The following is a 25,346-nucleotide window of genomic DNA, read 5'->3' as shown; positions in this document are numbered from 1 at the left end:
GGCGAAGGCCGGGGCCGGGGTGGAGAGGCTCCCGTGATGACGGGCTGTCCATCGTCATCTGCCTTCCCCGACTGGGCTCCAGCCTCCGCCGGGGTGGTAGCGGACAAGATGGTAGTTGATGGGGAGGCGAGCGCATGACCGCCGCCGATCCGATCCGCAAATGCATCCTCTCGCAGGACCGCGACAGCCGCAATCACCTCGTGCGGCTTGCGCTCGCCCCCGATGGTACGATCCTACCCGACGTGCGCGCCAAGGCGCCGGGGCGGGGGGCATGGATCGGGGTGACCCGCGACACGCTGGAAACCGCGATCCGGAAGGGCAAGCTGAAGGGCGTGCTCGCCCGCGCGTTCAAGACCGCCGAGTTCACGATTCCCGCCGATCTGCCCGCGCTGATCGAGGCGGCGTTGCAGCGCAACGCGCTCGACCGGCTGGGGCTGGAGGCGAAGGGGGGCACCTTGCTGACCGGCAGCGACAAGATCGAAACCGCGGCGCGGCAGGGCCAGCTTCACGCGCTGTACCATGCCGCCGATGCGGGCACCGACGGCAACCGCAAGCTCGACCAGGCGTGGCGAGTCGGTTCCGATCGGGAGGGCAGCGATGTCAGGGGCTTGGCACTCCCGATGCCCCGCACCATATTGTCGTTGGCGCTAGGCCGCGAGAATGTGGTACATATCGGTCTGACCGACCGCGCTGCGGCGAAGCGGGTGAGCGATGCGCTCGCCCGCTGGCTGCATTTTATCGGACCCGAACCTTTACCCGCACCTTGCGAAACGGCCTCGCAAGGCGCAACGGCGTCCGGTTTTCCGGGCATGCTACCGGCCGTAGACAGCATCGAGGAATTTGAGTGAGCGAGACCGACAACGAAAAGCCGAAGCTCGGCATGCGCACGCCGCTGGGGCTGAAGCGCACCGTCGAGACCGGCCAGGTGAAGCAGAGCTTCAGCCACGGCCGCTCCAACACGGTGGTGGTCGAAGTGAAGCGCCGCCGGGTCCTCGGTGGTCGCCCGGGCGAGGCCGAAGCACCCGTCCAGGAGCAGGCCGCTCCCGAGCCGGCACCCGCCGCTGCGCCCGTTGCGCGCGCGCCGGAACCCGCCCGCGCGCCCGCCGCGCCGGCGAGCAACCTGTCCGCGCAGGAGCGCCAGGCCAAGCTGCTTCGCGAGGCCGAAGAACAGCGCATGAATTCGCTCGAGGACGCGCGCCGTCGCGCCGAGGCGGAGCGTGCCAAGACGGCAGAGGACGACAAGCGTCGCGCCGACGAGAAGCGCGTCGAAGCGGCTGCGCCTGCAGCGCCCGAGCCTGCTCCCGCGCCCGAGCCCGTGGCGGCCGCACCCGCGGCGGAACCCGTCGCCGCGCCTGCGCCTGTCGTTACCAAGGCACCTGAGCCCGCACCGGCGCCGGCCCCCGTCGCCGCTGCGCCTGCTCCGGCGCCCGTTCCCGCGCCTACTCCTGCACCACCGCCTGCGCCTGCCCCGACGTTGGAGCTGGGCCGCGATCCGTCGCTGCCTGCGCCGCGCCGGTTTTCGCCGGTGGCACGTCCCGAACGCCCTCCGCCGCGCCCCGTCGCCGCGCCTGCTCCCGCTGCGGAGGCCGCACCCGCGGCCCCGTCGGGTGCTGCCGCCGGTGGTGCATCGGCCCAGGGCAATCGTCCGCTCCCGAGCGGCGTCGCGACGCCGCGCAACTCGCCCGCCAGCCGGCCGCAGCAGCGCGACCGCAAGGGCGACGATCGCCGCACGTCGGGCAAGCTCACGGTCACCCGTGCGCTCGGCGACGGTGATGGCGCACGTGCCCGCAGTCTCGCAGCGCTGAAGCGCGCGCGTGAAAAGGAAAAGCGTCACTTCGGCGGCCCGCGCGAGGCGCAGGCCAAGCAGGTCCGCGACGTTCAGGTTCCCGAGGCGATCACCGTCCAGGAACTCGCCAACCGCATGGCCGAAAAGGGCGCGGATCTGGTGAAGGCGCTGTTCAAGATGGGCATGCCCGTCACCATGAACCAGACGATCGATCAGGACACTGCCGAGCTGCTCGTCACCGAATTCGGCCACAACCTGACCCGCGTGTCGGACGCCGATATCGATCTCGCGATCGACACCGTCGAGGATGCGGCGGAATCGCTGCAGCCGCGGCCGCCGGTGGTCACGATCATGGGCCATGTCGATCACGGCAAGACCTCGCTGCTCGACGCGCTGCGCGGCACCGATGTGGTGCGCGGCGAAGCGGGTGGCATCACCCAGCATATCGGCGCGTATCAGGTCACGCTGAAGGACAAGTCGAAGATCACCTTCCTCGACACGCCGGGCCATGAGGCGTTCACGCAGATGCGCGCGCGCGGTGCGGACATCACCGACATCGTCGTGCTGGTGGTCGCCGCCGACGACGGGTTGATGCCGCAGACGATCGAGGCGATCAACCACACCAAGGCGGCCGGCGTGCCGATGATTGTGGCGATCAACAAGATCGACAAGCACGAGGCCAATGCGCAGAAGGTGCGCGAGCGCCTGCTGAGCGAAGAGGTCGTGGTCGAGGAGATGGGCGGCGACGTCCAGGACGTCGAGGTGTCGGCACTGAAGAAGACCGGGCTCGACGAGCTGATCGAGAAGATCCAGCTCCAGGCCGAACTGCTCGAACTCGCCGCCAACCCGGATCGGCCGGCCGAAGGCACCGTGATCGAGGCCAAGCTCGACAAGGGCCGTGGCCCGGTCGCGACGGTGCTGGTCAATCGCGGGACGCTGAAGGTCGGCGACGTGTTCGTGATCGGTGCGGAAAGCGGCAAGGTCCGCGCGCTGGTCGACGACAAGGGTCGTCAGCTCAAGCAGGCTGGTCCGTCGATGCCGGTCGAGGTGCTCGGCCTGTCGGGCGTGCCGTCGGCGGGTGATCCGCTGCAGGTCGTCGAGAACGAGGCCCGCGCCCGCGAGGTCGCGGAGTATCGCGCGAGCGTGCTGACCCAGAAGCGGACGACGTCGACGCCCGCCAGCCTCGAGAGCATGTTCTCGGCGCTGAAGGACAAGCAGGCGATCGAATATCCGCTGGTCGTGAAGGCGGATACGCAGGGAACGGTCGAGGCGATCGTGGCGTCGATCAACAAGATCTCGACCGATCTGATCAAGGCACGCGTGCTGCATTCGGGCGTCGGCGGGATCACCGAGAGCGACGTGACGCTGGCGGGCGCATCGGGGGCGCCGATCATCGGCTTCAACGTCCGCGCCAATGCCAAGGCACGCGAGATCGCCGAGCGGCAGAAGGTGGCGTTGAAATATTACGACGTCATCTACGACCTGATCGACGAGATCCGCGCCGGCATGGCGGGCGAGCTCGGTCCCGAGGCGTTCGAGACGGTGGTCGGTCGTGCGGAGATCCGCGAGGTCTTCTCCGCGGGCAAGCATGGCCGCGCGGCGGGTCTGCTGGTCGTCGACGGCTATATCCGCAAGGCGTTGAAGGCGCGGATCACGCGCAACGACGTGATCGTCTACAACGGCCAGATCGCGTCGCTGCGCCGCTTCAAGGACGATGTCGCGGAGGTCCGTGCGGGTCTCGAATGCGGCGTCACCTTCGAAAGCCACACCGACATCAAGCCGGGTGACTTCCTCGAAACCTACGAAGTCGAAATGCGCGAGCGCACGCTCTGATCGAATGACGCCCTCTCCCGATTGTGGGAGGGGGCGTGGTTCGCGGCGGAGGGACGATGAAGCAGGATCAACCAGACAAATCGGTTCGCACGCTGCGCGTCGGCGAACAGATGCGCCACGTGCTGAGCGAGATCCTCCAGCGCGGCGACGTGCACGATCCGGTGCTCGCGAAGCATGTTGTTTCGATAACCGAGGTGCGGATGTCGCCCGACCTGCGCCACGCCACGGTGTTCGTGAAGCCGCTGCTCGGCCGTGACGAGGAGGCGGTGCTGAAGGCGCTACGCACCAACACCGCCTATCTGCAACGCGAGGTCGCCTCGCGGGTGCAGATGAAATACGCCGCCAAGCTGAAGTTCCTCGCCGACGAGAGCTTCGACGAAGGCAGCCACATCGACGCCCTCCTGCGCGCGCCGAAAGTGGCGCGGGACCTGGGCGAGGGCGGGGAGTAGGGGGAGGCAAGCCCTGCGCCCCCGTGTCTCCCGCGCAATCAAGACCTGCGGCATTGCGCGTTCGCCTACCTCAAGACCGTCTCCGGGGTGACGAATGAGTTTCAGGGAACCTAGAGCGGGATGACATTGCGTTGAACTATCCGGTCATCCCCGCGCAGACGGGGATCCATACTGGCTGATTTCATTACGTCAGCCGCAACGCTTGCCAGTCTGAATCCCGCCTGCGCGGGGATGACGAACGAGGTGGCTGGTTCTACTTGAAGTTATCTAGCTCTAGCGACGGTTGAAAAAGGGTAATGTGACCGCCTCGCCCAACCGCCCCCCCCTAGTCTCGCACGATCAGGTAGTTCATCCGCGCGCTCGCGATCGGCTTGGCGCGGTCGTCCTGCCAGGCGATCGCCTCCACATTCGCTACCCGCGTACCCAATCGCGTGACGATACCCTCGGCCCGCGTCGGCTTGTCGCGGCCGCCGCGCATGAAGTCGATCGTGACGTTGACCGGCTTGATTCGGCCGCCGCCTTCCCCCGCCAGCGCGTGCTGTAGCCCGACGATCGCTGCCATCTCGAGCAATCCGGAGATAGCGCCACCGTGGAGGAAACCCGGCCGGCCCAGCACATGATCGCCGAACGGCATCACCAGCACCGGCGCTGCATCGTCGCGCGGCTCGAGCGTCAGGCCGAGCACCGCTGCATAGGGCGGCAGCGTCATGCTGCGGCGTCCATCATCATGAAGGTGCCCGCGACATGGGCCAGCGGATCGTCGATCGCGTCGTCATAGGCGACGCCGCGGACGAACGCGATCGAGCGGGTCAGGCGCAGGCATTCGCCACGACCGATTACGGTCTTGCCGGGCGTCGCCGGGCGCAGGTAATCGACGCGGAGGTCGACCGTCGCCTGGGGCGCGAAGAAGCCGCGCTTGACCCACACCGCCAGGCTGGTCGCCATGTCCATCATCGTCACGATCGGCCCCGACGCGAGCACGCCGTTCGCGGGATCGCCGATCAGCCGCTCGTCATAAGGCAGCGCGAGCTCGACCCAGTCGGGCCCGTGCGCGTGATAGGCCAACCCAAGCGCTGCACCGTGGCCGCCGAAGCCATGCGCGACGAACCGCGCGAGATCGAAACTGCTCATGCCGCCCGTCGTACACGGAGCAACTCGTGGCGCAACGATTGCCGCGCCGCTGGCGCTCCGATAGCGTGGCGGCAACCAGGAGAGAGCCATGAACGACCGCGTTTCCACCACCGTCGAGGGCGGTGTCGCCGATGTCCGGCTGTCCCGCGCCGACAAGATGAATGCGCTGGATCCGGCGATGTTCGAGGGGATCGGCGCGGCGATCGACGCGCTCGCCACGCGGACCGACGTTCGCTGCGTCGTGCTGTCGGGCGAGGGGCGGGCGTTCTGCGCGGGGCTCGACATGGCGAGCATGCAGGCGGGCGGATCGGGCACCTCGCGCGACCGCAACGACCAGGGCTCGATCCTGCCGCAGCACGTCACCTGGGGCTGGCGCACCCTGCCGATGCCGGTGATCGCGGCGGTCCACGGCGTCGCGTTCGGCGGCGGCTTCCAGATCATGTCGGGTGCCGATATCCGCATTGCCGCGCCGACTGCGCGGTTCGCTATCCGCGAGAGCTATTGGGGGCTGGTCCCCGACATGGCCGGCTTCCCGATCTGGCGCGGGCTGGTGCGCGACGACGTGCTGCGCGAGCTGGTCTACACCGCGCGCGAGTTCGACGCGGCGGAGGCGCTGGCGCACGGCTTCGTCACCCGCATCGTCGAGGATCCGCACGCCGAGGCGATGACTCTGGCGCACACGATCGCGGCGCGCAACCCGCACGCGATCCGTGGTGCCAAGCGACTGTGCAACATGGCGCACGATGCCGATCCGCGGACGATGCTGGAGGCGGAGACCGACGAGCAGGTGAAGGTGATCGGCAAGCCCAACATGATGGAGGCGGTGGCGGCGCACATGGGCAAGCGAGAGCCGGTGTTTGTGGATTGAGGAGCGCGCGCGCCTCACCCCACGCTCTAACCACCCCGGCGGAGGCCGGGGCCCAGTCGCGAAGGTGGAGGTAAGGGAGGGAAGCACTCCGTTATCGGTGTTGCGTAACTGGGCCCCGGCCTTCGCCGAAGTGGTGTTTGGGATAGGGGCGCCGCCTAGCCCCCCGGCTTCACCATCCACTCGCCCAGGTCCGCCCGGAAATCATCCGGCAGCGCCTTCGCGCCCGTCTCGCCACTCATCACGATCGTGACGTCGCACGTGGCGAGCGGCCGGCCCTTCTGGAACGCCGCCGACAGGATCCGCCAGGATCGCGTGCCGACCTCGCCGATCCCGGTCGCGACCTCGACATCGTCCGGAAAATGCCCCTCAGCCAGATAGTTGATCTCGACGTTGGCGACCAGCCAGCGATGCCCGCGACGCCCCGCCAGCCCGATAGCGTGGTTGAACTTGACCCGGCCGGTCTCGAACAGCGCGGCCCAGGCCACGTTGTTGATGTGGCCGAGCACGTCGAGATCCTGGAACCGGGTCTGCACCGCGGCGTGATGCGGATAGCTGGCGGGATCGAGCCGCCAGGGATCGGGTCGGGCCATTCAGCGCGGTGCCATGCGGATCGCGCCGTCGAGGCGGACGTCCTCGCCGTTAAAATAGCTGTTCTCAATCATCGTCAGCGCGAGCGCCGCATATTCCGCGGGCCGGCCGAGCCGCTTGGGGAAGGGGACGCTGGCGGCGAGCGCGTCGCGTACCGGCTGCGGCGCGCCCTGCATCAGCGGCGTGTCGAAGATCCCCGGCAGGATGGTGTTGACGCGAATGCCCTCGCTCATCAGGTCGCGCGCGATCGGCAGGGTCATGCCGACGACGCCGCCCTTCGATGCCGAATAGGCGGCCTGGCCGATCTGGCCGTCCTCCGCGGCGACGCTCGCGGTCATCACGATCGCACCGCGATCGCCGTCGCTGCCGGGATCGAGCGTCAGCATCCCCGCCGCCGACTTGGCGACGCAGCGGAAGGTGCCGACGAGGTTGATCTGGATGAGCCAGTTGAACGCTTCGAGGCTGAAATGCTTGATGCTGCCGTCTTCCTTGGATCGGCTCGCGGTCTTCATCGCATTGCCGGTGCCCGCGCAGCAGACCAGCACGCTTTCCTGGCCATGCGCCGCGCGCGCCTTGACCAGCCCCGCGTCGACGCTCTCGTCGCTGGTGACGTTCACCTCGCAGAAGACGCCGCCGATATCCGCGGCGACCGCCTCGCCCTTGTCCTTCTGCAGGTCGAAGATCGCGACCTTGGCGCCCTTGGCGGCGAGCGCGCGCGCGGTGGCTTCGCCGAGCCCGGAAGCCCCGCCGGTGACGATCGCGGCGGTGTTGGAGTCGATGTTCATGGTCTCGGAATTCCTTACAGCCGCTCGATGATCGTGACGTTGGCGATGCCGCCGCCCTCGCACATGGTCTGGAGGCCATAGCGGCCGCCGCGCTTGTGCAGCGCGTGGACCAGGGTCGCCATCAGTTTGGTGCCGCTCGCGCCCAGGGGATGCCCAAGCGCGATCGCGCCACCATTGACGTTCAGCTTGGCATGATCGCCGCCGACATGCTTCAGCCACGCCATCGGCACCGGGGCGAACGCCTCGTTGACCTCGTACAGGTCGATGTCGTCGATCGACATGCCCGCGCGCTTCAACGCGCGATCGGTCGCGAACAGCGGCTCTTCGAGCATCACGATCGGGTCGCCCGCGGTGACGGTGAGGTTGTGGATGCGCGCGAGCGGTTTCAACCCATGGTCCTTCAGCGCGCGTTCGCTGACCACCAGCACCGCGCTGGCGCCGTCGCAGATCTGGCTGGCGTTGGCGGCGGAGACGATCCCGCCCTCCTTCAGCAACTTCACGGAGCCGATCGACTCCATCGTCGCGTCGTAGCGGATACCCTCGTCGCGATCGTGGCGGACCTCGCCCTCGGGCGTTTCGATCATTAGGGCGACGATCTCGTCGGCGAAATCGCCGCGCTCTGTCGCGGCGGCGGCGCGGCGATGGCTTTCGAGCGCAAAGGCATCGGCATCGTCGCGCGTGAAGCCGTATTTCTGCGCGATCATTTCCGCGCCCATGAACTGGCTGAACTGGATGCCGGGGTATTTCTCCTCCTGCCGCGGCGACTTGGCCTTGCCGAGCCCTGCCTGCGCGAACAGCATGCCGGTCGATCCCATCGGCACGCGCGTCATCGATTCGACACCCGCCGCCAACACCACGTCTTGCGTACCAGACATGACCGCCTGCGCGGCGAACTGGATCGCCTGCTGCGAGGAGCCGCATTGGCGGTCGATCGTCACCGCGGGCACGCTCTGCGGCAGCTTCGACGCGAGCACCGCGCCGCGACCAACCTGGAAGCCCTGTTCGCCGCCTTGGCTGACGCAACCCATGATCACGTCCTCTACCGCCGCTGGATCAATCCCTGACCGTCCGATCACCGCGTCGAGCGTCTCCGCCGCCATGTCCGCAGGGTGCCAGCTGGCGAGACGGCCGCCACGGCGACCACCAGCGGTCCGGACCGCCTCGACGATGTAGGCCTCGGCCATTTCCCTCTCTCCATAACAGATGTTATCCTCGTCGTTGTCGCGCAAAACCGGTGCGGCGGCAAGAGGAGCAGGCATGGAGTTGTGGCAAGCGATCGAAGCACGGCGATCGGTTCGCGGTTTCCTGGAGCGCCCCGTCGAGCGGGCGTTGCTGCGCGATCTGGCGGTAAAGGCGTCGCGTGCCGCGACCGGGGGCAATATCCAGCCCTGGCATGTCGACATCGTTCACGGCGCATCGATCGCCGAGTTGAAAGCGATCATGGCTGGCAAGCTGGAGCGCGGCGAGACCGAGACGCCGGGTTACGACATCTACCCGCGCGAGATGGCGGACCGATACAAGGGGCGGACTTTTGCGATCGGCGAGGCGATGTACGCGCATCTGGGCATCCCGCGCGAGGACAAGGCGGCGCGGCGGGCGTGGTTCGCGCGCAACTTCATGTTCTTCGGCGCGCCGGCTGCGTATTTCTGCACCGTCGACCGCCGGATGGGTCCGCCGCAATGGTCGGACCTCGGCATGTACCTGCAGAACTTGATGCTGCTGGCGGTGGACGCGGGGCTGGCGACGTGCCCGCAGGAATGCTGGGCGGTATACCCGGAAACGGTCGAGCGGTTCCTGGAGACGCCAGCGGAGCGGATGCTCTTCTGTGGCGTGGCGATCGGGTACGAGGACCCGGAGGCGGCGGCGAACCGGCTCAGAAGCGAGCGCGCGCCGGTAGAGGAATGGCTTACGGAACGAGGATAGAGTTCCTCCCCCGCGGAAGCGAGGGAGGAATAGGAGATCAGCGCGGGGCCGAGGTGCCCGTGCCGCGGCCGGGACCGCCGCGACCCTGGCCGCCACCGCTGCGGCCCTGACCGCCGCCGCCGCTGCGACCCTGGCCGCCGCCCTGGCCGCCACGGCCCTGACCGCCACCACCGCCGCCCTGACCGCCGCCGCGGCTCGCGCCGGCATAGCTGCGCCCGGTCGGGCTCGCTGCATGCGTGGCGCGCGGGCGCGGCAGTTGGCGCTGGCGCTCGACGCGAACCTCGGGATCGGCGCCGATCGCGTTGGTGCGGGTCTGCTTGATCTTGTTCGCCTGGGCGAGGAAATCCTCGGGCAGCGGGCGGACCGTGACCTTCTGGCGGGTCAGGCGCTCAATGTCGCGCAGGTAGGTCTTCTCGTCGTCGGCGCAGAACGCGACCGCGATGCCGCTGGCGCCGGCGCGCGCGGTGCGGCCGATGCGGTGGACATATTGCTCGGCGATGTTCGGCAGTTCGAAGTTGATGACGTGGCTGACGCCCGACACGTCGATACCGCGTGCCGCGATGTCGGTCGCGATCAGCACCTTCACCTTGCCCGCCTTGAACTCACCGAGCGCGCGCTCGCGCTGGCCCTGGCTCTTGTTGCCGTGGATCGCGTTCGACGCGATGCCGTTGCCCGCGAGCAGCTTCACAACGCGGTCGGCGCCGTGCTTGGTGCGGGTGAAGACCAGCGCGCGGTCGATCGAGGGATCGGCCAGCGTGATCGTCAGCAGCGCCTGCTTTTCCGACTGGTTGCAGAAGGTGACATACTGGTCGACCCGCTCGGCGGTGGTCGCCGCGGGCTTGACCGACACAGTCTTCGGCTCGTGCAGGAACTGGCCTGCGAGCTCGCGGATCGCGTTAGGCATGGTCGCCGAGAAGAACAGCGTCTGGCGCTTTTTCGGCAGCATGCGGACGATCTTGCGCAGCGCGTGGATGAAGCCGAGGTCCATCATCTGGTCGGCTTCGTCCAGGACGAGGATCTCGATCATCGACAGGTTGACGAAGCCCTGCTCGACCAGGTCGATCAAGCGGCCCGGCGTGGCGACGAGGATGTCGACGCCGCGGCTCATGTCCTGGCGGTTCTTGTTGATGCTGGTGCCGCCGAACACGGTCGTCACCGACATTTTGGAGAACTGGCCGTAACCGCGCGCACTGTCGGCGATCTGGCTGGCGAGTTCGCGGGTCGGCGCGAGCACGAGCATGCGGCAATGCGTCGGCAGGACGCGCTTCTGGTTTTCCACCAGGCGCTGGATCGACGGCAGCACGAATGCCGCGGTCTTGCCGGTGCCGGTCTGCGCGATGCCGAGCAGGTCGCCGCCTTCGAGGAGGATGGGGATCGACTGCGCCTGGATCGGCGTCGGGTCGGTATAACCCTTCGCCTGGAGCGCGCGGACGAGCGGATCGGCGAGGCCGAGATGTGCGAATGACATGAAATGTCGACTTTCAGATGTGCCGGGCTCGCGCGTCGAGGACGCGCGAGTGGCGGGGGAGATTGACACCCCGCGTGAAAAGGGAAGCCCGTTGAAAACGACCGAGGCGGAGCCTGGACCAGGATGTATCCCCTTGGCCCGATCACGCTGCATGACGCCTCGATGCGCGGCAGATGTGCGCAAAGTTGCGAAATGTCAAGATGCGCGCAGTTCGGCAAAGACCGCAGTCAACTCTATTCCGTCACCCCGGACTTGATCCGGGGTGACGCTCGATCATCAGCGGGATCCCGGATCAAGTCCGGGATGACGGGAAACTTGGCGAGGTTCGTCTCGCCTCGTGAGGGAGGGATTAGAGTGACCGCCCGATCAGCTCCTTCATGATCTCGCTGGTGCCGCCATAGATCCGGCTTACGCGCGCGGCGCGCCACATTCTCGCGATCGGATATTCGTTCATGTAACCCGCGCCGCCGTGGAGCTGGAGGCACTTGTCCATCACCTCCCATTGCAGCTCGGTGTGCCAAAGCTTGGCCGCGGCGCCTTCCTCGTTGGTCAGTTCGCCCTTCAGATGCCGCGCGATCGCCCAGTCGAGATGGGCCCATCCGACCTGCAGCTTGGTCTTCAGGTCGGCGAGCACGAAGCGGGTGTTCTGGAAATCGAACACCATGCCCGCGAACGCCTTGCGGTCCTTGGTGAACGCGACGGTGTCGTCGAACGCGCGCTGCGCCGATGCCTGCGTCCCGACCGCGATCGTCAGCCGTTCCTGCGGCAGCTGGCTCATCAGGTAGATGAAGCCCTTGCCTTCCTCGCCCAGGCAATTGGTGATCGGCACGCGGACGTCGTCGAAGAACAGCTCGCTGGTATCGGCGGCGTCCTGCCCAATCTTGTCGAGCTTGCGGCCCTTGCGAAAACCCTCGCGGTCGCTTTCGACGAGGATGATCGACATGCCGCGCCAGGCGGGCTTGGCGTCGGGATCGGTCTTGCAGACGACCAGGGTCAGGTCGGTATTCTGGCCGTTGGTGATATAGGTCTTGCTGCCGTTGACGACATAATGGTTGCCGTCCTTGCGCGCGGTGGTGCGGATCGCCTGGAGGTCGCTGCCGGTGCCGGGTTCCGTCATCGCGATCGCGGTGATCACGTCGCCCGACACCATCCGGGGCAGCCATTCGTGCTTCTGCTCCTCGGAGCCGTAATGCTCCATATAGCCCGCGACGATGTCCGACTGGAGCGAGAAGCCCGCGGGCACGCCCTGATAGCTCATCTCCTCGTCGACGATCGCGTTGTAGCCGAAGTCGAGCCCAAGCCCGCCATAAGCCTCCGGCACGGTCGGGCAGAGCATCCCGATCTCGCCCGCCTTGCGCCAGAACTCCTTCGGCACGAGCCGATCGGCCTCCCATTTGTCGACGTTCGGCACACCCTCCTTTCGGAGGAAGCTGCGCACCGTCTGGCGAAACGCCTCGTGATCCTCGGTGTACGCGAAGCGACCGGGCAGGGTGTCGAGCGACATGGCTTTCCTCTCATCCTTTGCCCGCAGCGTGCTGACGACGAGGACGCCGGTCAATAGCTAGGTAACAAAAGTTATGGTGCGTTGGGAAACCGGTGCGGCCCCCTACCCGTGGGCGCCGGGCCCCGATAGAAGGGATGCAAACAACGCTAGGAGACCGCATGAAACTCGCCAGCCTCAAGCACGGTCGCGATGGCAAGCTCGTCGTCGTGTCAGCGGATCTCGCCTGGTACGCCGATGCCGGGCACATCGCCCCCACCCTGCAAGCCGCGCTCGACGACTGGGACCGGGTCGCGCCCGATCTCGCCAACCTCGCAACCGATCTCGCGCATGAGATGATCCCGATGCGTCGGTTCCACGAACACGACGCGGCGTCGCCGCTGCCGCGCGCCTATCAATGGGCGGACGGCTCGGCCTATGTGAATCATGTCGCGTTGGTCCGGCAGGCGCGCGCGGCGGAGATGCCCGACAGCTTCTGGCACGATCCGCTGATGTACCAGGGCGGATCGGACGGCTTCCTCGGCCCGCGCGATCCGATCCCGCTCGCCGACGAGAGCTGGGGCTGCGATCTCGAGGCCGAGGTGGTCGTGGTAACCGGCGACGTGCCGCAGGGCGCTGGCCGCGACGAGGCGCTGGCGGCGGTGCGGCTGGTTGGGCTCACCAACGATGTCAGCCTGCGCAACCTGATCCCCGCGGAGATCGGCAAGGGCTTCGGCTTCTTCCAGTCCAAGCCCGCCAGCGCCTTCTCGCCGGTGTTCGTCACCCCCGACGAACTCGGCGACTGGTGGCAGGGCGGCAAGCTTCACCGCAAGCTCATGGTCGATCTCAACGGCGAACCACTCGGCCGCGCCGATGCGGGTGAGGACATGACCTTCGATTTCGGCACGCTGATCGCGCACGCAGCGAAGACGCGGAAGCTCGGCGCGGGCACGATCGTCGGATCGGGCACGGTGTCGAACCGCGACGCGGACGGTGGACCGGGCAAGCCGATCGCCGCGGGCGGGGTGGGGTATAGCTGCCTCGCCGAAGTGCGCACGGTCGAGACGATTCAAGGCGGCGAGGCGAAGACGCCGTTCCTGAAGAAGGGCGATGTCGTGCGTATCTGGGCGGAGGACGACCGCCACCATCCGATCTTCGGCGTGATCGAACAGACGGTGGAGTGACATTCCTCCCCGGCACGGGGAGGGGGACCGCTCGCTTAGCGAGTAGTGGAGGGGGAGTGCCGCGTGCGAGGGTGCCCGAGTTGCCCCCCCGGTCAGCGCTCGGCGCTGCCACCTTCCTTGGCGGGGATAGAGGAACTGATCGATCTCGCTTGAAATTTAATTACAAAGGTCCGAGAGGCGCTGGCGAGCGTTTGGCCACCTAGGCGCCGACGCCGAGTGGAGAAGAGAGTGGCTGGCGATACCCCGCGCGCCAATTTGCGGCCCTTGTCGCTGCACGTGCCCGAGCCGAAGTTCCGACCCGGCGACGAGGTCGATTTCGCGGCGGTCGAGGTGCCTCCCGCGGGCGCGCAACGCCGCCCCGATACCGCCGACGCGGCGAGCAGTTTCACCGAACTCGCCTACACGCTGGTGCGGGTGCTCGACGACGAGAACCAGGCGGTCGGCCCGTGGAATCCCCGGCTGTCGCCCGATATGCTGCGCAAGATGTTGCGCAGCATGGCGCTGCTCCGCGCATTCGACGAGCGCATGTTCCGCGCTCAGCGCCAGGGCAAGACCAGCTTCTACATGAAGTCGCTTGGCGAGGAGGCGGTGTCGGTCGCGGCGGCGCTGGCGCTCGATTATGACGACATGTGCTTCCCCAGCTACCGCCAGCAGGGGCTGTTGATCGCGCGGGGCTGGAGCCTCGTCGACATGATGAACCAGATCTATTCGAACAAGGGCGACCGGCTGCAGGGCAAGCAGCTGCCGATCATGTATTCGGTGAAGGAAGCCGGATTCTTCTCGATCTCCGGCAACCTCGCGACGCAGTATCCCCAGGCGGTCGGCTGGGCGATGGCGTCGGCGGCGCAAGGCGACACGCGGATCGCGGCGGTGTGGTGCGGCGAGGGATCGACCGCGGAAGGCGACTTCCACTCGGCCTGCACCTTCGCGAGCGTCTACCGCGCGCCCGTCATCATGAACGTCGTCAACAACCAATGGGCGATCTCCAGCTTCTCGGGATTCGCGGGCGCGGAGGCGACGACGTTCGCGGCGCGCGCGGTCGGTTACGGCATCGCTGGGCTCCGGATCGACGGCAACGACGCACTCGCGGTCTATGCCGCGACCCAGTGGGCGGCGGAGCGTGCGCGAACCAACCAGGGACCGACGCTGATCGAGCATTTCACCTACCGCGCCGAGGGTCACTCCACCTCCGACGATCCGGGGCAGTATCGGTCCGCGGGCGAGCCCAATGCGTGGCCGCTCGGCGATCCGGTTAAGCGGCTGAAGGATCACCTGATCGCGATCGGCGAATGGGACGAGGACCGTCACGCTGCGCAGGACAAGGAAGTCGCCGAACAGGTGAAAACCGCGCAGAAGGAGGCCGAGAAGAATGGCATCCTCGGCCACGGCCTGCACCAGCCGCTCGACACGCTGTTCGATGGCGTGTTCGAGGAGATGCCCTGGCACTTGAAGGAGCAGCGCCAGCAGATGCTCGACGAGGAAACCGCCTCGGGCCGTCCCTGGGACCGCAAGTCATGAGCGACGACAGCAAGGCCGCGACCGGCACCGTCCGGATGAACATGATCCAGGCGATCAATTCGGCGATGGACGTCATGCTCGATCGCGATCCGACCGTGATCGTGATGGGTGAGGATGTCGGGTATTTCGGCGGCGTGTTCCGCGCCACCGCAGGCTTGCAGGCCAAGCACGGCAAGACCCGGGTGTTCGACACTCCGATCAGCGAGATCGGCATCATGGGCGTCGCGGTTGGAATGGGCGCGTACGGTCTGCGCCCGGTGCCCGAGATCCAGTTCGCCGATTACATCTATCCCGCGCTCGATCAGCTGGTCTCGGAGGCGGCGCGGCTGCGCTACCGGTCCGCGGGCGAATTCACCTCGCCGATTACGATCCGCTCGCCGTTCGGTGGCGGCATCTTCGGCGGCCAGACCCACAGCCAGTCGCCCGAGGGCATCTTCACCCATGTCTCGGGGGTGAAGACGGTGATCCCGTCGACGCCGTACGATGCGAAGGGGCTGCTGATTGCCGCGATCGAGGACAATGATCCGGTGCTCTTCTTCGAACCCAAGCGCATCTATAACGGCCCGTTCAACGGCTATTGGGATCGCCCCGCGGAGAACTGGTCCAAACACCCCGACGGCGCGGTGCCGACCGGCTATTTCCGCGTCGAACTCGGCAAGGCGCGGGTGGTGCGCGAGGGCGAGGCGCTGACGATCCTCGCCTATGGCACGATGGTGCATGTGTGCGCCGCGGTGATCGCAGAGGCGGGCATCGATGCCGAGATCATCGACCTGCGCACGCTGGTGCCGCTCGACATCGAGACGATCGAAGCGTCGGTGAAGAAGACCGGCCGCTGCATGATCGTCCACGAAGCGACGCGGACCAGCGGCTTCGGCGCGGAACTGTCGGCGCTGGTGCAGGAACGCTGCTTCTACCACCTCGAAGCGCCGATCGAGCGCGTGACCGGATTCGACACGCCGTATCCGCACAGCCTCGAATGGGCCTATTTCCCCGGCCCGGTGCGGATCGGCGAGGCGCTCAAGAAGATCATGAAGGACTGACGATGGCACGCTTCACCTTCAAATTGCCGGACATCGGCGAAGGCATCTCGGAGGCAGAGATCGTCGCGTGGCACGTCGCGGTCGGCGATCGGGTCGAGGAAGACCAGCAGGTCGCCGACATGATGACCGACAAGGCCACCGTCGAGATGGAGTCGCCGGTGTCGGGCGTGGTCGTCGAATTGGCGGGCGAGGTCGGCGACCAGGTCGCGATCGGCGCCGCATTGGTGGTGATCGAAACCGACGCGGTGGTCGACGACGATGTGGTTGTCGCCGCCCCGGCAACGCCCGCGCAGGTCGAGACGGCCGAGCAATACGAGGCGGAGAATCCAGGCGTAGAGGAAGTCCTCCCCGGCACGGGGAGGGGGACCGCCGGCGAAGCCGGTGGTGGAGGAGGAGAGCCGCAAGCGACTCGCTCTGTAGAATCCCCACAAGCCGTTGCGCCCGCGGCGACCCCCCACCACCCCCAGCCTACGGCTGGCGGTCCCCCTCCCCATGCTGGGGAGGACCATAAGACCCTCGCATCGCCCGCCGTCCGCGATCGCGCACGCGCGCTCGGCGTCGATCTCGCGCGGGTGAAGTCCGACACCGATCGCATTCGTCACGCCGATCTCGACGCGTTCCTGCGCTACGGAACGGGTCAGGGCTATCAGGCGCCCGGCGCCAGCCGCGCACGCGACGACGAGCAGGTTCGCGTCATCGGCATGCGCCGGCGCATCGCGGAGAACATGGCCGCATCGAAGCGCGCGATCCCGCATTTCACCTATGTCGACGAGATCGACGTGACCGCGCTGGAGGCGATGCGCGCCGATCTCAACGCCAATCGCGGCGGGCGGCCGAAGCTGACCATGCTGCCGTTGATGATCGTCGCGATCTGCCGCAGCCTGCCCGATTTCCCGATGCTCAACGCGCGTTACGACGACGAGGCGGGCGTGGTGACGCGTAGCGGCCGGGTGCATCTCGGCATGGCGACGCAGACCGACGCTGGCCTGACGGTCCCGGTGATCCGCGACGCGCAGGACAGGAACGTCTGGCAGCTCGCCACCGAGATCGGGCGGCTGGCGGAGGCGGCGCGTGCCAACAAGCTCGCGCCGAACGAGATGGGCGGGGGTACGATCACCGTCACCTCGCTCGGTCCCCTCGGCGGCATCGCGACCACGCCGGTGATCAACCGGCCCGAAGTCGCGATCATCGGGCCGAACAAGATCGTCGAAAAGCCGGTGTTCCGCGGCGACGACATCGTCCGCGCCAAGTGCATGAACCTGTCGATCAGCTGTGACCACCGCGTCGTCGACGGCTGGGACGCGGCAAGCTACGTCCAGGCGCTGAAGCGGTATCTGGAAACGCCGGTGCTGCTGTTCGCGGATTGAGGCGGGGCATGTTTAGAGGAAAGGACGTGCTTCCCACCCGTTCGTGCTGAGTAGAGACCGAGTAGCTCCCGCAAGGGAGCGTATCGAGGGCTCGTATCGAAGCACCGCCACGCGCGCCAACCTGTCCTTCGATACGGGCTCTCGATACGCCCTGCGGGCTACTCGATCCCTACTCAGGACGAACGGCGGCGGATGGAGGACGCGACGACCCCGCGTGCTCAGCAATCCTACCGCTCGCTCAGATAATACCGATCCGTCGCATTCAGCGCGTCGTCCAAATCGTAGACGATCGGCTGCCCGGTCGGGATCTCCAGCCCGGTGATCTCGTCGTCGGGGATGTTCGACAGATGCTTCACCAACGCACGGAGCGAGTTGCCGTGTGCCGAGATCAGGACCCGCTGGCCCTCCCGCAATGCCGGCGCGATCCGCTCCTCCCAATAAGGCAGCACGCGCGCGATCGTGTCCTTCAGGCTCTCGGTCGCGGGGACGGTGATCCCGGCATAGCGGCGGTCGCCCGATAGATCATAGGCGCTGCCCGCCTCGATTGGCGGCGGTGGGACGTCGAAGCTGCGGCGCCAGATATGGACCTGCTCGTCGCCATGCTTGGCGGCGGTCTCGGCTTTGTTGAGCCCGGTCAGCCCGCCATAATGACGCTCGTTGAGCCGCCAGTCCTTCTCGACCGGCAGCCACAGTCGGTTCATCTCCTCGAGCGCCAGGTTCAGCGTCTTGATTGCGCGGGTTTGGAGCGAGGTGAAGGTGTTGTCGAAGTCGAGACCCCTGGCCGCCATCAGCGCGCCTGCGGCCTTGGCCTCGGCGACACCCTGGTCGGTGACCTCCACATCCCACCAGCCGGTGAAGCGGTTCTCGAGGTTCCAGGCGGACTGGCCGTGGCGGATGAGGACGAGCTTTGGCATCTATGCTCCGAGGTCGAGGGTCATGAACCGGTTGTGCGGGCTCGCCGGATAGCCGCCGAACACCGGGCCGTCCACGAAACCGGCGGCTTCGTAGAGGCGATTGGCGGCAGCGAACGCCGGCGCGGTGCCGGTTTCCAGGCTGAGCCGCGTGTAGCCGCGGGCGCGTGCCTCCGCGACGATCCGCGCGAGGAGGGCGGCGGCGACGCCGCGACGCAGGTGCGTGGCCGCGGTACGCATCGACTTCACCTCGCCGTGGTCGGGCGCAATCTGCTTCAGCGCGCCGAAGCCCGCCAATTCGTCTCCGTCCCAGGCGCTCCACAGCGTTACCGACGCCGCCAGTCCGCCCGCATCCAGCACATGGGCGTTCTCGGCGGGGGTATGCGCCCGCGCATCCGCGACATGGATTGCCAGCAGTGCGGCGAGCGCGGGCGAAGCCGGATCATCGCGGCGAACCTCGATCACAGCTCGTCGATCATGCCGGCGAGGGTCTCCAGGCAGGCGACGCCAAGGCGCTTCGATCGTTCGGGCGACCAGCCGAATTCGGCATCCGGGTTGGTGTCGTGATCCTTGAACGGCATCTCCAGCGTCATCGACACCGCGCCGTAGCGTTCGGCGACCAGGTTGGTCGACATCGACAAATTGGCGCGGCCGGGTGCCGACTTCTCATAACCCTTCTCGATCTGGAAATCGGGGGTATGCGCCGCAAGCCGGCGGCCGAATTCGTAGAACTTCTCGCCGCGTTCGGCGGTCCAGCTCGGAATGCCTTCGAACCCGGCGATGAAGTTGGCGGGGATCGCCTCGTCCCCGTGCACGTCCATCGCGTAGACGACGCCGGTCTCGTCCATCGCGTCGCGCACGCACAACACTTCCGGGCTTCGCTCCAGCGTCGGTGCGTTCCATTCACGGTTGAGGTTCACCCCTGCCGCATTGGTACGAAGGTGGCCGCGGCGGGTGCCATCGGGGTTCATGTTCGGCACCACATGCACCGTCGCCTTGGCGAGCAGGGCGGCGGCGGCGGGGCTGGTCAGCCAGTCGAGCGCGCCCTCCATCCACCATTCGCACATCGATTCGCCGGGATGCTGGCGCGCATAGAGCCACACCGGCTTCGCCCCGCTCCCGACCCGCAGATAGTCGATCGGCTGCCCATCGAGCGAGGTGCCGAGCTGGCGGTGCGTGACCCCGGGGCGCAGCGCGATTCGTGCGATGAGCGCGTCGTGCATCGCCATCGTGTAGGGCGCGAAATAGGCGAACCAGGCAAGGTCGGTATCGCTGCTGTAATCAAACTCGAGCACGCCGTCGGCATAACGCGTGTCGATCATCCGCCAGTCGACCAGATCGGTGCTGGCCCGCGTCTTGTAGCCGGGCCATCCGAACGGATAGGCGGAGCCGCCGGCATTGACGATCCGGAAGGTCAACCGGCGTCCCCGCGCACCGGCCACCCTGAACGAGAACCATTGGTAGAATTCGGACAGGTGATCCTTGACGATCTCCAGGTCGATCCGGTCTCCGTCGATCGCCACCAGCCGGATATTGCCGCCGTCGAAGGCGGCGTTGATGCTGATGGCGGTTGAGGCGGGGGCAGGGGCGTGATTGGCGTCGGTCTCGGTCATTTGACCTCGATAGTGCGCCCCGACTCGCCGGGGAACCCCGTGAACAGCGCGGCGGCGAGCTTGCCGGCCTGCTGGTCCGCGCTCTTGATGTCGCTGACACCCTGCGCGCGACCTTCCCAGATCGGCGACTGATCGACCCGGCGCTTGATCGTCACCGCAAGCTCGGCAAGCAGCACGGTGCTGCCGCGGCCGCCGCCGATCGGGATGCCGACGCCGCCGCCGAGACCGACGCCGCCGTTACGTCCACCGCTGAACGATCCGCCGCCCAGGCCGATGCTGAACGCGGAACGCCGTGGCGGGCCTTCGGCCTCGCGCCGGGTGAAACCGACGGTGGCGACGAACTGGGGGGTCGCCCCGGCGGTTGGCAGCGTGTAGCCCGCCCTCAGCAACTCACCCTCCACCGCGGCGGCATAGGTCTTGAACTCGAGACTCGCGGGGACGCCGGGAGCGGTCGCCGGCTCGACCGAGACGGTGCCGCGCGCGATCGGGGCGCCAAGATGATAGCGCACCACGTTGGTCGGCGGCAGCGGACCGGCGGTGGTGCAGCCCGCGACAGTGGCAGCAGCGAGCCCGAGGGCGAGGAGATTGCGGGTGATCATGGCGCGACTTTCCGTCTTGTTGTGCCGGTATAACGTCCGGCGCGCCCCCGCGTTGCTTGACTATCCGGGGACGCATCTCTACGCGATCGCGCTTTCCACTGACACCCAGATTAGCAAAGCGAACGTGATCATGAAGATCCGCAATTCCCTGAAGTCGCTGAAGGATCGGCACCGCGACAACCGTGTCATCCGGCGCCGCGGCCGTACCTATGTGATCAACAAGACCAACCGCCGCTTTAAGGCGCGCCAGGGCTGAGCGACGCACTGCCCACGGCCGTCATCTTCGATGTCGGCCTGGTCCTGTACGACTGGAGCCCACGGTTCCTCTACGAGCGCCTGATCGACGATGATCGGGCGCTCGACGCGTTCCTGCGCGATGTCGTGACGCATGACTGGCACTTCCAGCACGACGCCGGCCGGCCGTTCGCGGAAACCTCCGCCGAACTGATCCGACAACACCCACACCACGAGGCGCTAATTTCTGCCTGGGGGCCACGCTTCCTGGAGAGCATCGGTGCGCCGATCGCGGGGATGCCGGGGCTGGTCGACGACCTGCACGCCGCCGCCGTGCCGCTATATGCGATCACCAACTTCTCGGGCGAGTTCTGGCCGCCGTTCCGCACGCGCGAATCGGCGATGTTCGACCGATTTCGCGACATCGTCGTGTCGGGGGACGAGAAGCTGGTGAAGCCCGATGCGGCGATGTACCGATTGGCGCTCGAGCGGTTCGGGCTGAGCGCCGAACACACCGTCTTCATCGACGATAATGAGGCCAACATCGCGGGGGCTGCTGCGGTCGGATTGATCGCGCTGCACTTCACCGACGAACCGACGCTGCGGCGGCATCTGGTCGACCTGGGGCTGCTTGGCTGACGGCAGATTTTCGTGTACACGGCGTACACGATTGGAGGTCGTCATGGAATTGTCCGTTCGCGAAGCTCGTGCTCAATTCGCCACCGCGCTTGCCGCAGCGGAACGTGGCGAGCGCGTCACCATCACCAAGAACGGCAAGGCCGTCGCCGAGATCGGGCCACCCACCGTCAAGAAGGGCGGTCTCGATTTCGCGCGCATGCAGCGTGTGCGCGAACAGATGGGCCTCAGCAAGCCGGACTACCCTTTGGACGAGGCTTGGCGCAAAAAGTTCGACGATCCGGCGTGGACACGCGAGATTTTTGGGCCCGAATATTACGATGACGAGCCCGACGCCTCGAAATGAGGATCCTTCTCGACACGCATTTCCTGATCTGGCTTGCGACCGACGATCAAGTGTTAAGTAGGGCGGAGCAACGCCTGCTGAAGGCTGCCGACACGACAATACTCCTGTCGACGATCTCCATTTGGGAACTGAGGGTGAAGGAAGCGGCACAGGCGCGACGGGGCAAAACGGAGCCGGCGCTCCTGGCGGGTGATGCGATCACTTTCGCGCGGCTCAACGAGCTTCCGATCCTCGCGCCGCATGTCGACGACTACGCCGCTCCCCTCGTCCCCCCAATCACGCATACCGATCCGTTCGACGAAATGCTGCTCGTCCACGCGCAGCAGCTCGGTGCGAAGCTGCTGACGCGTGACGATCGTCTGTCGGGTCACGCGTTAGCGGCGTCGCCGGTGTAGTTCTTCAGCTCGTCGCCGACGATGCCGACGACGTGGATGACGTTGGTCGAGCCGGGGGTACGGAACGGGACGCCGGCCATGACGACGACGCGGTCGCCGGCCTTGGCGATGCCCTGGCGTAGCGCGGTACGCTTTGCCTTGGCGACCATTTCTTCGAACGACTCTACGTCGCGCGTATGCACCGCATGTGTCCCCCAGAGCAGGCCGAGGCGACGCGCGGTCTCGAGCTTGGGGGTCAGCACCAGGATCGGCACAGATGGCCGCTCGCGCGCGATGCGGCGCGCGGTCGATCCCGAGGTGGTGAAGCAGATGATCGCGACCGCCGATACCGTCCGCGCGATCTGCTTGGCGGCTTCGGACAATGCGTCGGCGGTGGTCGGATCGGGGCGGGTGACGGTGAAGTGGATGCGGTCGCCGTGCATCGGGTCGCGCTCCACGGCATCGCCGATCGCGTTCATCATCGTCACCGATTCGACCGGCCAGTCGCCGGCGGCGCTTTCGGCCGACAGCATGATCGCGTCGGCGCCGTCATAAATCGCGGTAGCGACGTCGGAGACTTCAGCGCGCGTCGGCGACGGCGACTTGATCATCGATTCGAGCATCTGCGTCGCCACCACCACCGGACGGCCGAGCCGGCGCGAGGTCTCGACGATGCGCTTCTGCAGCGGCGGCACCGATTCAGGCGGCAGTTCGACGCCGAGATCGCCACGCGCGACCATGACGCCGTCGCACATCTCGACCAGTTCCTCGAGACGTTCGATCGCGGCGGGCTTCTCGATCTTGGCGAGCAAAGCGGCCTTGCCGCCGATCAGCTTGCGAGCTTCCGCGAGGTCTTCCGGGCGCTGCACGAACGACAGCGCGATCCAGTCGACGCCCTGTTCGATCGCGAAGGCGAGATCGCTGCGATCCTTCTCGGTCAGGGCGGCCATCGGCACGACGACGTCGGGAACGTTGAGCCCCTTATTGTCGGACAGCGGCCCGCCGACCTCGACTCGGGTCTCGATCCGATCGGGGCCGTGATCGGTGACGCGCAGGACCAGCTTGCCATCGTCGAGCAGCAATCGCGCGCCGGGCTCGATCGCAGCGAAGATCTCGCGATGCGGAAGTTCGACGCGACTGGAATCGCCAGGCGTGTTGTCGCGATCGAGAACGAAGCTGCTGCCGGTGACAAGTTCGGTGCGGCCACCGGCGAACTTGCCGACCCGTAGCTTCGGCCCTTGCAGATCCGCGAGGATCGTCGTCGGCCGGCCGAACTGCTTTTCGAGGCTGCGGATCGCCTTGATCACCGCGACCTTCGATGCCTGGTCGCCATGGCTCATGTTGACGCGAAACGCGTCCGCACCCGCCTGGAACAGGGTGGCGATCATTTCGGGGGTATTGCTCGCCGGCCCAAGGGTTGCGAGCACGCGCACTTTCCGCGAGCGGGGCGCGATAGCTGTCGTCATGTGATTGCGGCTCCTGGGGCTTTGCCGCGAGCACCTCTAGCTCCTATCTCATCCCGATCAACCTTCGAGGACGACATGACCGATAAACTCGACCAGCTCGACGATGCCATCGCGGCCAAGGCGTTCCGCCGGCTGGTGCTGCACCTGCGCCATCGCACCGATGCGCAGAACATCGACCTGATGGGATTGTCGGGCTTCTGCCGCAACTGCCTGTCGGACTGGATCGAAGAGGCGGGCGGGCTCGACAAGGCACAGGCGCGCGAGACGATCTACGGCATGCCCCAGGCGGAATGGAAGGCGCGCTACCAGGCCGAGGCGACGCCCGAGCAGATCGCACGGATGGACGAGAGCATGACGAAGAACGCGGCTTGAGCCGTCCCGGCTAACCGCCTAGACGCAGCCGCCTACCGGGGCGGGTCGACCGTCCGGTATTCCATTCGACAGACAGAAGGACCGCGGGCGCATGGCCGCGGGCGGGGGATTGGCATGGCTGAAGAACGACAAGAAGGCATGGGCGGCGGACACGTCGCGGCGGACGAACTGCGGCTGCTGATCGAGCGCGCCGAGCGGCTCGAAGAAGAAAAGAAGGGCATCGCCGACGACATCAAGGACGTGATGGCCGAGGCCAAGGGTCGCGGTTACGATCCGAAGGCGATCCGCAAGATCCTGTCGATCCGCAAGAAGAAGAAGGAAGAGTATCAGGAGGAGGAGGCGATCCTCGAGGTATACATGCAGGCCTTGGGGATGATCTGAGCGTGCGCCTTGTTCCTCCCCCGCTGAAGCGAGGGAGGATCTAGGTTCAGCCCATTTCCGCCAGATCGAACGCCATTACGCGCTGGCGTTGTTCGCCCAGGCCGGTCACGCCGAGGCGCATCTCGTCACCCGGCTTCAGGAAGATCGGGTGCGGCTTCTTGCCCTCGCCAACGCCCGGCGGGGTGCCGGTGATCAGCAGGTCACCGGGATGCAGCGTGATGAAGCGGCTGACATAGGCGATGCATTCAGCAACCGGGAAGATCATCGTCCGGGTGTTGCCGGTCTGCATCCGCGTGCCGTTGACGTCGAGGAACATGTCCAGCGCCTGGACGTCGCCGACCTCGTCGGGGGTGACCAGCCACGGTCCGCACGGGCCGAACGTGTCGCACCCCTTGCCCTTGTCCCACTGGCTGCCGAGTTCCTTCTGGAAGGCGCGTTCGGACACGTCGTTGACCAGAACATAGCCCGCGACATGATCGAGTGCGTCGGCTTGCTCGACATAGCGGCAGGTGGTGCCGATCACGATCCCGAGTTCGACCTCCCAATCGGTCTTCTGCGAGTCGCGGGGAATCATCACCTCGTCGTTCGGGCCGGTCAGACAGGAGATCGCCTTGGTGAAGAAGATCGGTTCGGGCGGCACCGGTAGATTTGATTCGGCGGCGTGATCGGCATAATTGAGGCCGACGGCGATAAACTTGCCGATGCCGGCGACGGGGATGCCGTAGCGGGGGCTGCCTTCGACGAGCGGCAGCGATGCCAGGTCGATCGCCTGCAACCGCGCGATCGCCGCAGGCGTGACAGCCGCGGGCGTGAGATCCGCGAGGTGCGCCGATAGATCGCGGATGCGGCCGTTGTCATCGACGACGCCGGGTTTCTCCTGACCGCGCGGGCCGTAGCGACAGAGTTTCATGCGGGGGTCCTCGATGCGAATAGGGTGGAGCTGGTCCGTTTCACCTGTAAACACGATTTCAGCGATCGGCTACGAGCTGCGGGG

28 protein-coding genes are annotated in these 25,346 nt (G+C 66.8%); 15 read left to right on the top strand and 13 right to left on the bottom strand.

What is annotated here, in order from left to right:
• Positions 1–134: 134 nt before the first annotated feature.
• The 3 genes from ACFE77_RS04460 to rbfA are packed head-to-tail and all read left to right on the top strand — an operon-like array spanning position 135 to position 4,068.
• Entirely contained in the window at positions 135–848 is a 714-nt protein-coding gene (locus ACFE77_RS04460; RefSeq protein ID WP_375420423.1) for a DUF448 domain-containing protein, read from the top strand.
• Positions 845–3,619: a translation initiation factor IF-2 gene (gene infB / locus ACFE77_RS04455; protein ID WP_375420422.1), complete on the top strand. Its 2,775-nt coding sequence runs from the start codon at positions 845–847 to the stop codon at positions 3,617–3,619. Before ACFE77_RS04460 ends, infB begins: the two co-directional genes overlap by 4 nt.
• A 56-nt stretch (positions 3,620–3,675) precedes the next feature.
• Entirely contained in the window at positions 3,676–4,068 is a 393-nt protein-coding gene (gene rbfA, locus ACFE77_RS04450) for a 30S ribosome-binding factor RbfA (RefSeq protein ID WP_375420421.1), read from the top strand.
• A gap of 325 nt (positions 4,069–4,393) precedes the next feature.
• Here rbfA and ACFE77_RS04445 read toward each other — a convergent pair whose 3' ends face one another.
• Entirely contained in the window at positions 4,394–4,777 is a 384-nt protein-coding gene (locus tag ACFE77_RS04445) for a PaaI family thioesterase (protein ID WP_375420420.1), read from the bottom strand.
• The gene (locus ACFE77_RS04440; protein ID WP_375420419.1) at positions 4,774–5,199 is read right to left on the bottom strand and encodes a PaaI family thioesterase; all 426 of its coding nucleotides are present in this window, start codon (positions 5,197–5,199) and stop codon (positions 4,774–4,776) included. Before ACFE77_RS04440 ends, ACFE77_RS04445 begins: the two co-directional genes overlap by 4 nt.
• Positions 5,200–5,287: 88 nt before the next feature.
• Here ACFE77_RS04440 and ACFE77_RS04435 point away from each other — a divergent pair, with 88 nt between their 5' ends.
• Complete coding sequence (locus tag ACFE77_RS04435) at positions 5,288–6,067, top strand: crotonase/enoyl-CoA hydratase family protein (protein ID WP_375420418.1); 780 nt, start codon at positions 5,288–5,290, stop codon at positions 6,065–6,067.
• Between the two features lie 155 nt (positions 6,068–6,222).
• On the opposite strand, the gene ACFE77_RS04430 is transcribed toward ACFE77_RS04435, so the two are convergent.
• The 3 genes from ACFE77_RS04430 to ACFE77_RS04420 are packed head-to-tail and all read right to left on the bottom strand — an operon-like array spanning position 6,223 to position 8,624.
• Positions 6,223–6,657, bottom strand: a complete 435-nt coding sequence (locus ACFE77_RS04430; RefSeq protein WP_375420417.1) for an acyl-CoA thioesterase — start codon at positions 6,655–6,657, stop codon at positions 6,223–6,225.
• Positions 6,658–7,440, bottom strand: a complete 783-nt coding sequence (locus ACFE77_RS04425; protein WP_375420416.1) for an SDR family NAD(P)-dependent oxidoreductase — start codon at positions 7,438–7,440, stop codon at positions 6,658–6,660.
• Between the two features lie 14 nt (positions 7,441–7,454).
• Positions 7,455–8,624, bottom strand: coding sequence for an acetyl-CoA C-acetyltransferase (locus tag ACFE77_RS04420; protein WP_375420415.1), 1,170 nt, complete (start codon positions 8,622–8,624; stop codon positions 7,455–7,457).
• Between the two features lie 73 nt (positions 8,625–8,697).
• Between ACFE77_RS04420 and ACFE77_RS04415 the strand changes: the two genes are divergently transcribed.
• Complete coding sequence (locus ACFE77_RS04415; protein WP_375420414.1) at positions 8,698–9,363, top strand: nitroreductase; 666 nt, start codon at positions 8,698–8,700, stop codon at positions 9,361–9,363.
• 37 nt (positions 9,364–9,400) lie between these two features.
• Here ACFE77_RS04415 and ACFE77_RS04410 read toward each other — a convergent pair whose 3' ends face one another.
• Together ACFE77_RS04410 and ACFE77_RS04405 are read right to left on the bottom strand one after the other, a co-directional pair.
• The gene (locus tag ACFE77_RS04410; protein ID WP_375420413.1) at positions 9,401–10,831 is read right to left on the bottom strand and encodes a DEAD/DEAH box helicase; all 1,431 of its coding nucleotides are present in this window, start codon (positions 10,829–10,831) and stop codon (positions 9,401–9,403) included.
• A gap of 349 nt (positions 10,832–11,180) precedes the next feature.
• Positions 11,181–12,335 carry an acyl-CoA dehydrogenase family protein gene (locus ACFE77_RS04405; protein ID WP_375420412.1) on the bottom strand — a complete coding sequence of 385 codons (1,155 nt, stop codon included), beginning with the start codon at positions 12,333–12,335 and terminating at the stop codon, positions 11,181–11,183.
• A gap of 158 nt (positions 12,336–12,493) precedes the next feature.
• On the opposite strand from ACFE77_RS04405, the gene ACFE77_RS04400 reads away from it, so the two are divergent.
• From ACFE77_RS04400 to ACFE77_RS04385, 4 genes are all read left to right on the top strand, one after another.
• A complete protein-coding gene (locus ACFE77_RS04400; RefSeq protein WP_375420411.1) occupies positions 12,494–13,495 on the top strand; it encodes a fumarylacetoacetate hydrolase family protein in 1,002 nt (333 codons plus the stop codon).
• Positions 13,496–13,723: 228 nt separating this feature from the next.
• Entirely contained in the window at positions 13,724–15,013 is a 1,290-nt protein-coding gene (locus ACFE77_RS04395; protein WP_375420410.1) for a 3-methyl-2-oxobutanoate dehydrogenase (2-methylpropanoyl-transferring) subunit alpha, read from the top strand.
• Positions 15,014–15,048: 35 nt separating this feature from the next.
• Positions 15,049–16,053, top strand: coding sequence for an alpha-ketoacid dehydrogenase subunit beta (locus tag ACFE77_RS04390; protein ID WP_375420464.1), 1,005 nt, complete (start codon positions 15,049–15,051; stop codon positions 16,051–16,053).
• Positions 16,054–16,055: 2 nt separating this feature from the next.
• Positions 16,056–17,420, top strand: a complete 1,365-nt coding sequence (locus ACFE77_RS04385) for a dihydrolipoamide acetyltransferase family protein (protein ID WP_375420409.1) — start codon at positions 16,056–16,058, stop codon at positions 17,418–17,420.
• Between the two features lie 227 nt (positions 17,421–17,647).
• On the opposite strand, the gene gpmA is transcribed toward ACFE77_RS04385, so the two are convergent.
• From gpmA to ACFE77_RS04365, 4 genes are read right to left on the bottom strand one after another with little or no spacing between them, the layout of a single operon-like run.
• Complete coding sequence (gene gpmA / locus ACFE77_RS04380) at positions 17,648–18,334, bottom strand: 2,3-diphosphoglycerate-dependent phosphoglycerate mutase (RefSeq protein ID WP_375420408.1); 687 nt, start codon at positions 18,332–18,334, stop codon at positions 17,648–17,650.
• Positions 18,335–18,796: a GNAT family N-acetyltransferase gene (locus tag ACFE77_RS04375; RefSeq protein WP_375420407.1), complete on the bottom strand. Its 462-nt coding sequence runs from the start codon at positions 18,794–18,796 to the stop codon at positions 18,335–18,337.
• Complete coding sequence (locus ACFE77_RS04370) at positions 18,793–19,944, bottom strand: M14-type cytosolic carboxypeptidase (RefSeq protein ID WP_375420406.1); 1,152 nt, start codon at positions 19,942–19,944, stop codon at positions 18,793–18,795. The genes ACFE77_RS04375 and ACFE77_RS04370 overlap by 4 nt, the downstream gene beginning before the upstream one ends.
• A complete protein-coding gene (locus ACFE77_RS04365) occupies positions 19,941–20,543 on the bottom strand; it encodes a DUF4136 domain-containing protein (RefSeq protein WP_375420405.1) in 603 nt (200 codons plus the stop codon). Before ACFE77_RS04365 ends, ACFE77_RS04370 begins: the two co-directional genes overlap by 4 nt.
• Positions 20,544–20,673: 130 nt before the next feature.
• On the opposite strand from ACFE77_RS04365, the gene ykgO reads away from it, so the two are divergent.
• Genes ykgO through ACFE77_RS04345 form a run of 4 tightly spaced genes read left to right on the top strand, consistent with a single transcriptional unit; the run spans position 20,674 to position 22,154 of the window.
• Positions 20,674–20,799: a type B 50S ribosomal protein L36 gene (gene ykgO, locus ACFE77_RS04360; RefSeq protein WP_003046794.1), complete on the top strand. Its 126-nt coding sequence runs from the start codon at positions 20,674–20,676 to the stop codon at positions 20,797–20,799.
• A gap of 8 nt (positions 20,800–20,807) precedes the next feature.
• On the top strand, positions 20,808–21,416 hold the full coding sequence (locus tag ACFE77_RS04355; RefSeq protein ID WP_375420463.1) for an HAD family hydrolase: 609 nt from the start codon (positions 20,808–20,810) through the stop codon (positions 21,414–21,416).
• Positions 21,417–21,447: 31 nt separating this feature from the next.
• Positions 21,448–21,759 (top strand): type II toxin-antitoxin system Phd/YefM family antitoxin, encoded by a 312-nt coding sequence (locus ACFE77_RS04350; RefSeq protein ID WP_375420404.1) that lies wholly within the window; start codon positions 21,448–21,450, stop codon positions 21,757–21,759.
• Positions 21,756–22,154 carry a type II toxin-antitoxin system VapC family toxin gene (locus ACFE77_RS04345; protein WP_375420403.1) on the top strand — a complete coding sequence of 133 codons (399 nt, stop codon included), beginning with the start codon at positions 21,756–21,758 and terminating at the stop codon, positions 22,152–22,154. The genes ACFE77_RS04350 and ACFE77_RS04345 overlap by 4 nt, the downstream gene beginning before the upstream one ends.
• Here ACFE77_RS04345 and pyk read toward each other — a convergent pair.
• Positions 22,127–23,599: a pyruvate kinase gene (pyk, locus tag ACFE77_RS04340; RefSeq protein WP_375420402.1), complete on the bottom strand. Its 1,473-nt coding sequence runs from the start codon at positions 23,597–23,599 to the stop codon at positions 22,127–22,129. The two genes, ACFE77_RS04345 and pyk, sit on opposite strands and share 28 nt — an antisense overlap.
• A gap of 75 nt (positions 23,600–23,674) precedes the next feature.
• Between pyk and ACFE77_RS04335 the strand changes: the two genes are divergently transcribed.
• Positions 23,675–23,971 carry a DUF1244 domain-containing protein gene (locus ACFE77_RS04335; RefSeq protein ID WP_375420401.1) on the top strand — a complete coding sequence of 99 codons (297 nt, stop codon included), beginning with the start codon at positions 23,675–23,677 and terminating at the stop codon, positions 23,969–23,971.
• A gap of 114 nt (positions 23,972–24,085) precedes the next feature.
• The gene (locus ACFE77_RS04330; RefSeq protein WP_375420400.1) at positions 24,086–24,352 is read left to right on the top strand and encodes a DUF2312 domain-containing protein; all 267 of its coding nucleotides are present in this window, start codon (positions 24,086–24,088) and stop codon (positions 24,350–24,352) included.
• A 46-nt stretch (positions 24,353–24,398) separates the two neighbouring features.
• Here ACFE77_RS04330 and ACFE77_RS04325 read toward each other — a convergent pair whose 3' ends face one another.
• Complete coding sequence (locus ACFE77_RS04325) at positions 24,399–25,262, bottom strand: fumarylacetoacetate hydrolase family protein (RefSeq protein WP_375420399.1); 864 nt, start codon at positions 25,260–25,262, stop codon at positions 24,399–24,401.
• Positions 25,263–25,346 lie beyond the last annotated feature (84 nt).

This window comes from uncultured Sphingomonas sp. (assembly GCF_964243315.1).
GTDB lineage: Bacteria > Pseudomonadota > Alphaproteobacteria > Sphingomonadales > Sphingomonadaceae > Sphingomonas.
The sequence above is the reverse complement of the archived record's forward strand: the minus strand, read 5'-3'. Positions and strand labels throughout refer to the sequence as shown.

Excerpts from the sequence above, each read along its gene's own strand:
- ACFE77_RS04460 (WP_375420423.1), top strand. The coding sequence starts at position 135 with ATGACCGCCGCCGATCCGATCCGCAAATGCATCCTCTCGCAGGACCGC.
- rbfA (WP_375420421.1), top strand. The coding sequence starts at position 3,676 with ATGAAGCAGGATCAACCAGACAAATCGGTTCGCACGCTGCGCGTCGGC.
- ACFE77_RS04445 (WP_375420420.1), bottom strand. The coding sequence starts at position 4,777 with ATGACGCTGCCGCCCTATGCAGCGGTGCTCGGCCTGACGCTCGAGCCG.
- ACFE77_RS04440 (WP_375420419.1), bottom strand. The coding sequence starts at position 5,199 with ATGAGCAGTTTCGATCTCGCGCGGTTCGTCGCGCATGGCTTCGGCGGC.
- ACFE77_RS04435 (WP_375420418.1), top strand. The coding sequence starts at position 5,288 with ATGAACGACCGCGTTTCCACCACCGTCGAGGGCGGTGTCGCCGATGTC.
- ACFE77_RS04430 (WP_375420417.1), bottom strand. The coding sequence starts at position 6,657 with ATGGCCCGACCCGATCCCTGGCGGCTCGATCCCGCCAGCTATCCGCAT.
- ACFE77_RS04425 (WP_375420416.1), bottom strand. The coding sequence starts at position 7,440 with ATGAACATCGACTCCAACACCGCCGCGATCGTCACCGGCGGGGCTTCC.
- ACFE77_RS04420 (WP_375420415.1), bottom strand. The coding sequence starts at position 8,624 with ATGGCCGAGGCCTACATCGTCGAGGCGGTCCGGACCGCTGGTGGTCGC.
- ACFE77_RS04415 (WP_375420414.1), top strand. The coding sequence starts at position 8,698 with ATGGAGTTGTGGCAAGCGATCGAAGCACGGCGATCGGTTCGCGGTTTC.
- ACFE77_RS04410 (WP_375420413.1), bottom strand. The coding sequence starts at position 10,831 with ATGTCATTCGCACATCTCGGCCTCGCCGATCCGCTCGTCCGCGCGCTC.
- ACFE77_RS04405 (WP_375420412.1), bottom strand. The coding sequence starts at position 12,335 with ATGTCGCTCGACACCCTGCCCGGTCGCTTCGCGTACACCGAGGATCAC.
- ACFE77_RS04400 (WP_375420411.1), top strand. The coding sequence starts at position 12,494 with ATGAAACTCGCCAGCCTCAAGCACGGTCGCGATGGCAAGCTCGTCGTC.
- ACFE77_RS04390 (WP_375420464.1), top strand. The coding sequence starts at position 15,049 with ATGAACATGATCCAGGCGATCAATTCGGCGATGGACGTCATGCTCGAT.
- ACFE77_RS04385 (WP_375420409.1), top strand. The coding sequence starts at position 16,056 with ATGGCACGCTTCACCTTCAAATTGCCGGACATCGGCGAAGGCATCTCG.
- gpmA (WP_375420408.1), bottom strand. The coding sequence starts at position 18,334 with ATGCCAAAGCTCGTCCTCATCCGCCACGGCCAGTCCGCCTGGAACCTC.
- ACFE77_RS04370 (WP_375420406.1), bottom strand. The coding sequence starts at position 19,944 with ATGACCGAGACCGACGCCAATCACGCCCCTGCCCCCGCCTCAACCGCC.
- ACFE77_RS04365 (WP_375420405.1), bottom strand. The coding sequence starts at position 20,543 with ATGATCACCCGCAATCTCCTCGCCCTCGGGCTCGCTGCTGCCACTGTC.
- ykgO (WP_003046794.1), top strand. The coding sequence starts at position 20,674 with ATGAAGATCCGCAATTCCCTGAAGTCGCTGAAGGATCGGCACCGCGAC.
- ACFE77_RS04345 (WP_375420403.1), top strand. The coding sequence starts at position 21,756 with ATGAGGATCCTTCTCGACACGCATTTCCTGATCTGGCTTGCGACCGAC.
- pyk (WP_375420402.1), bottom strand. The coding sequence starts at position 23,599 with ATGACGACAGCTATCGCGCCCCGCTCGCGGAAAGTGCGCGTGCTCGCA.
- ACFE77_RS04335 (WP_375420401.1), top strand. The coding sequence starts at position 23,675 with ATGACCGATAAACTCGACCAGCTCGACGATGCCATCGCGGCCAAGGCG.
- ACFE77_RS04330 (WP_375420400.1), top strand. The coding sequence starts at position 24,086 with ATGGCTGAAGAACGACAAGAAGGCATGGGCGGCGGACACGTCGCGGCG.
- ACFE77_RS04325 (WP_375420399.1), bottom strand. The coding sequence starts at position 25,262 with ATGAAACTCTGTCGCTACGGCCCGCGCGGTCAGGAGAAACCCGGCGTC.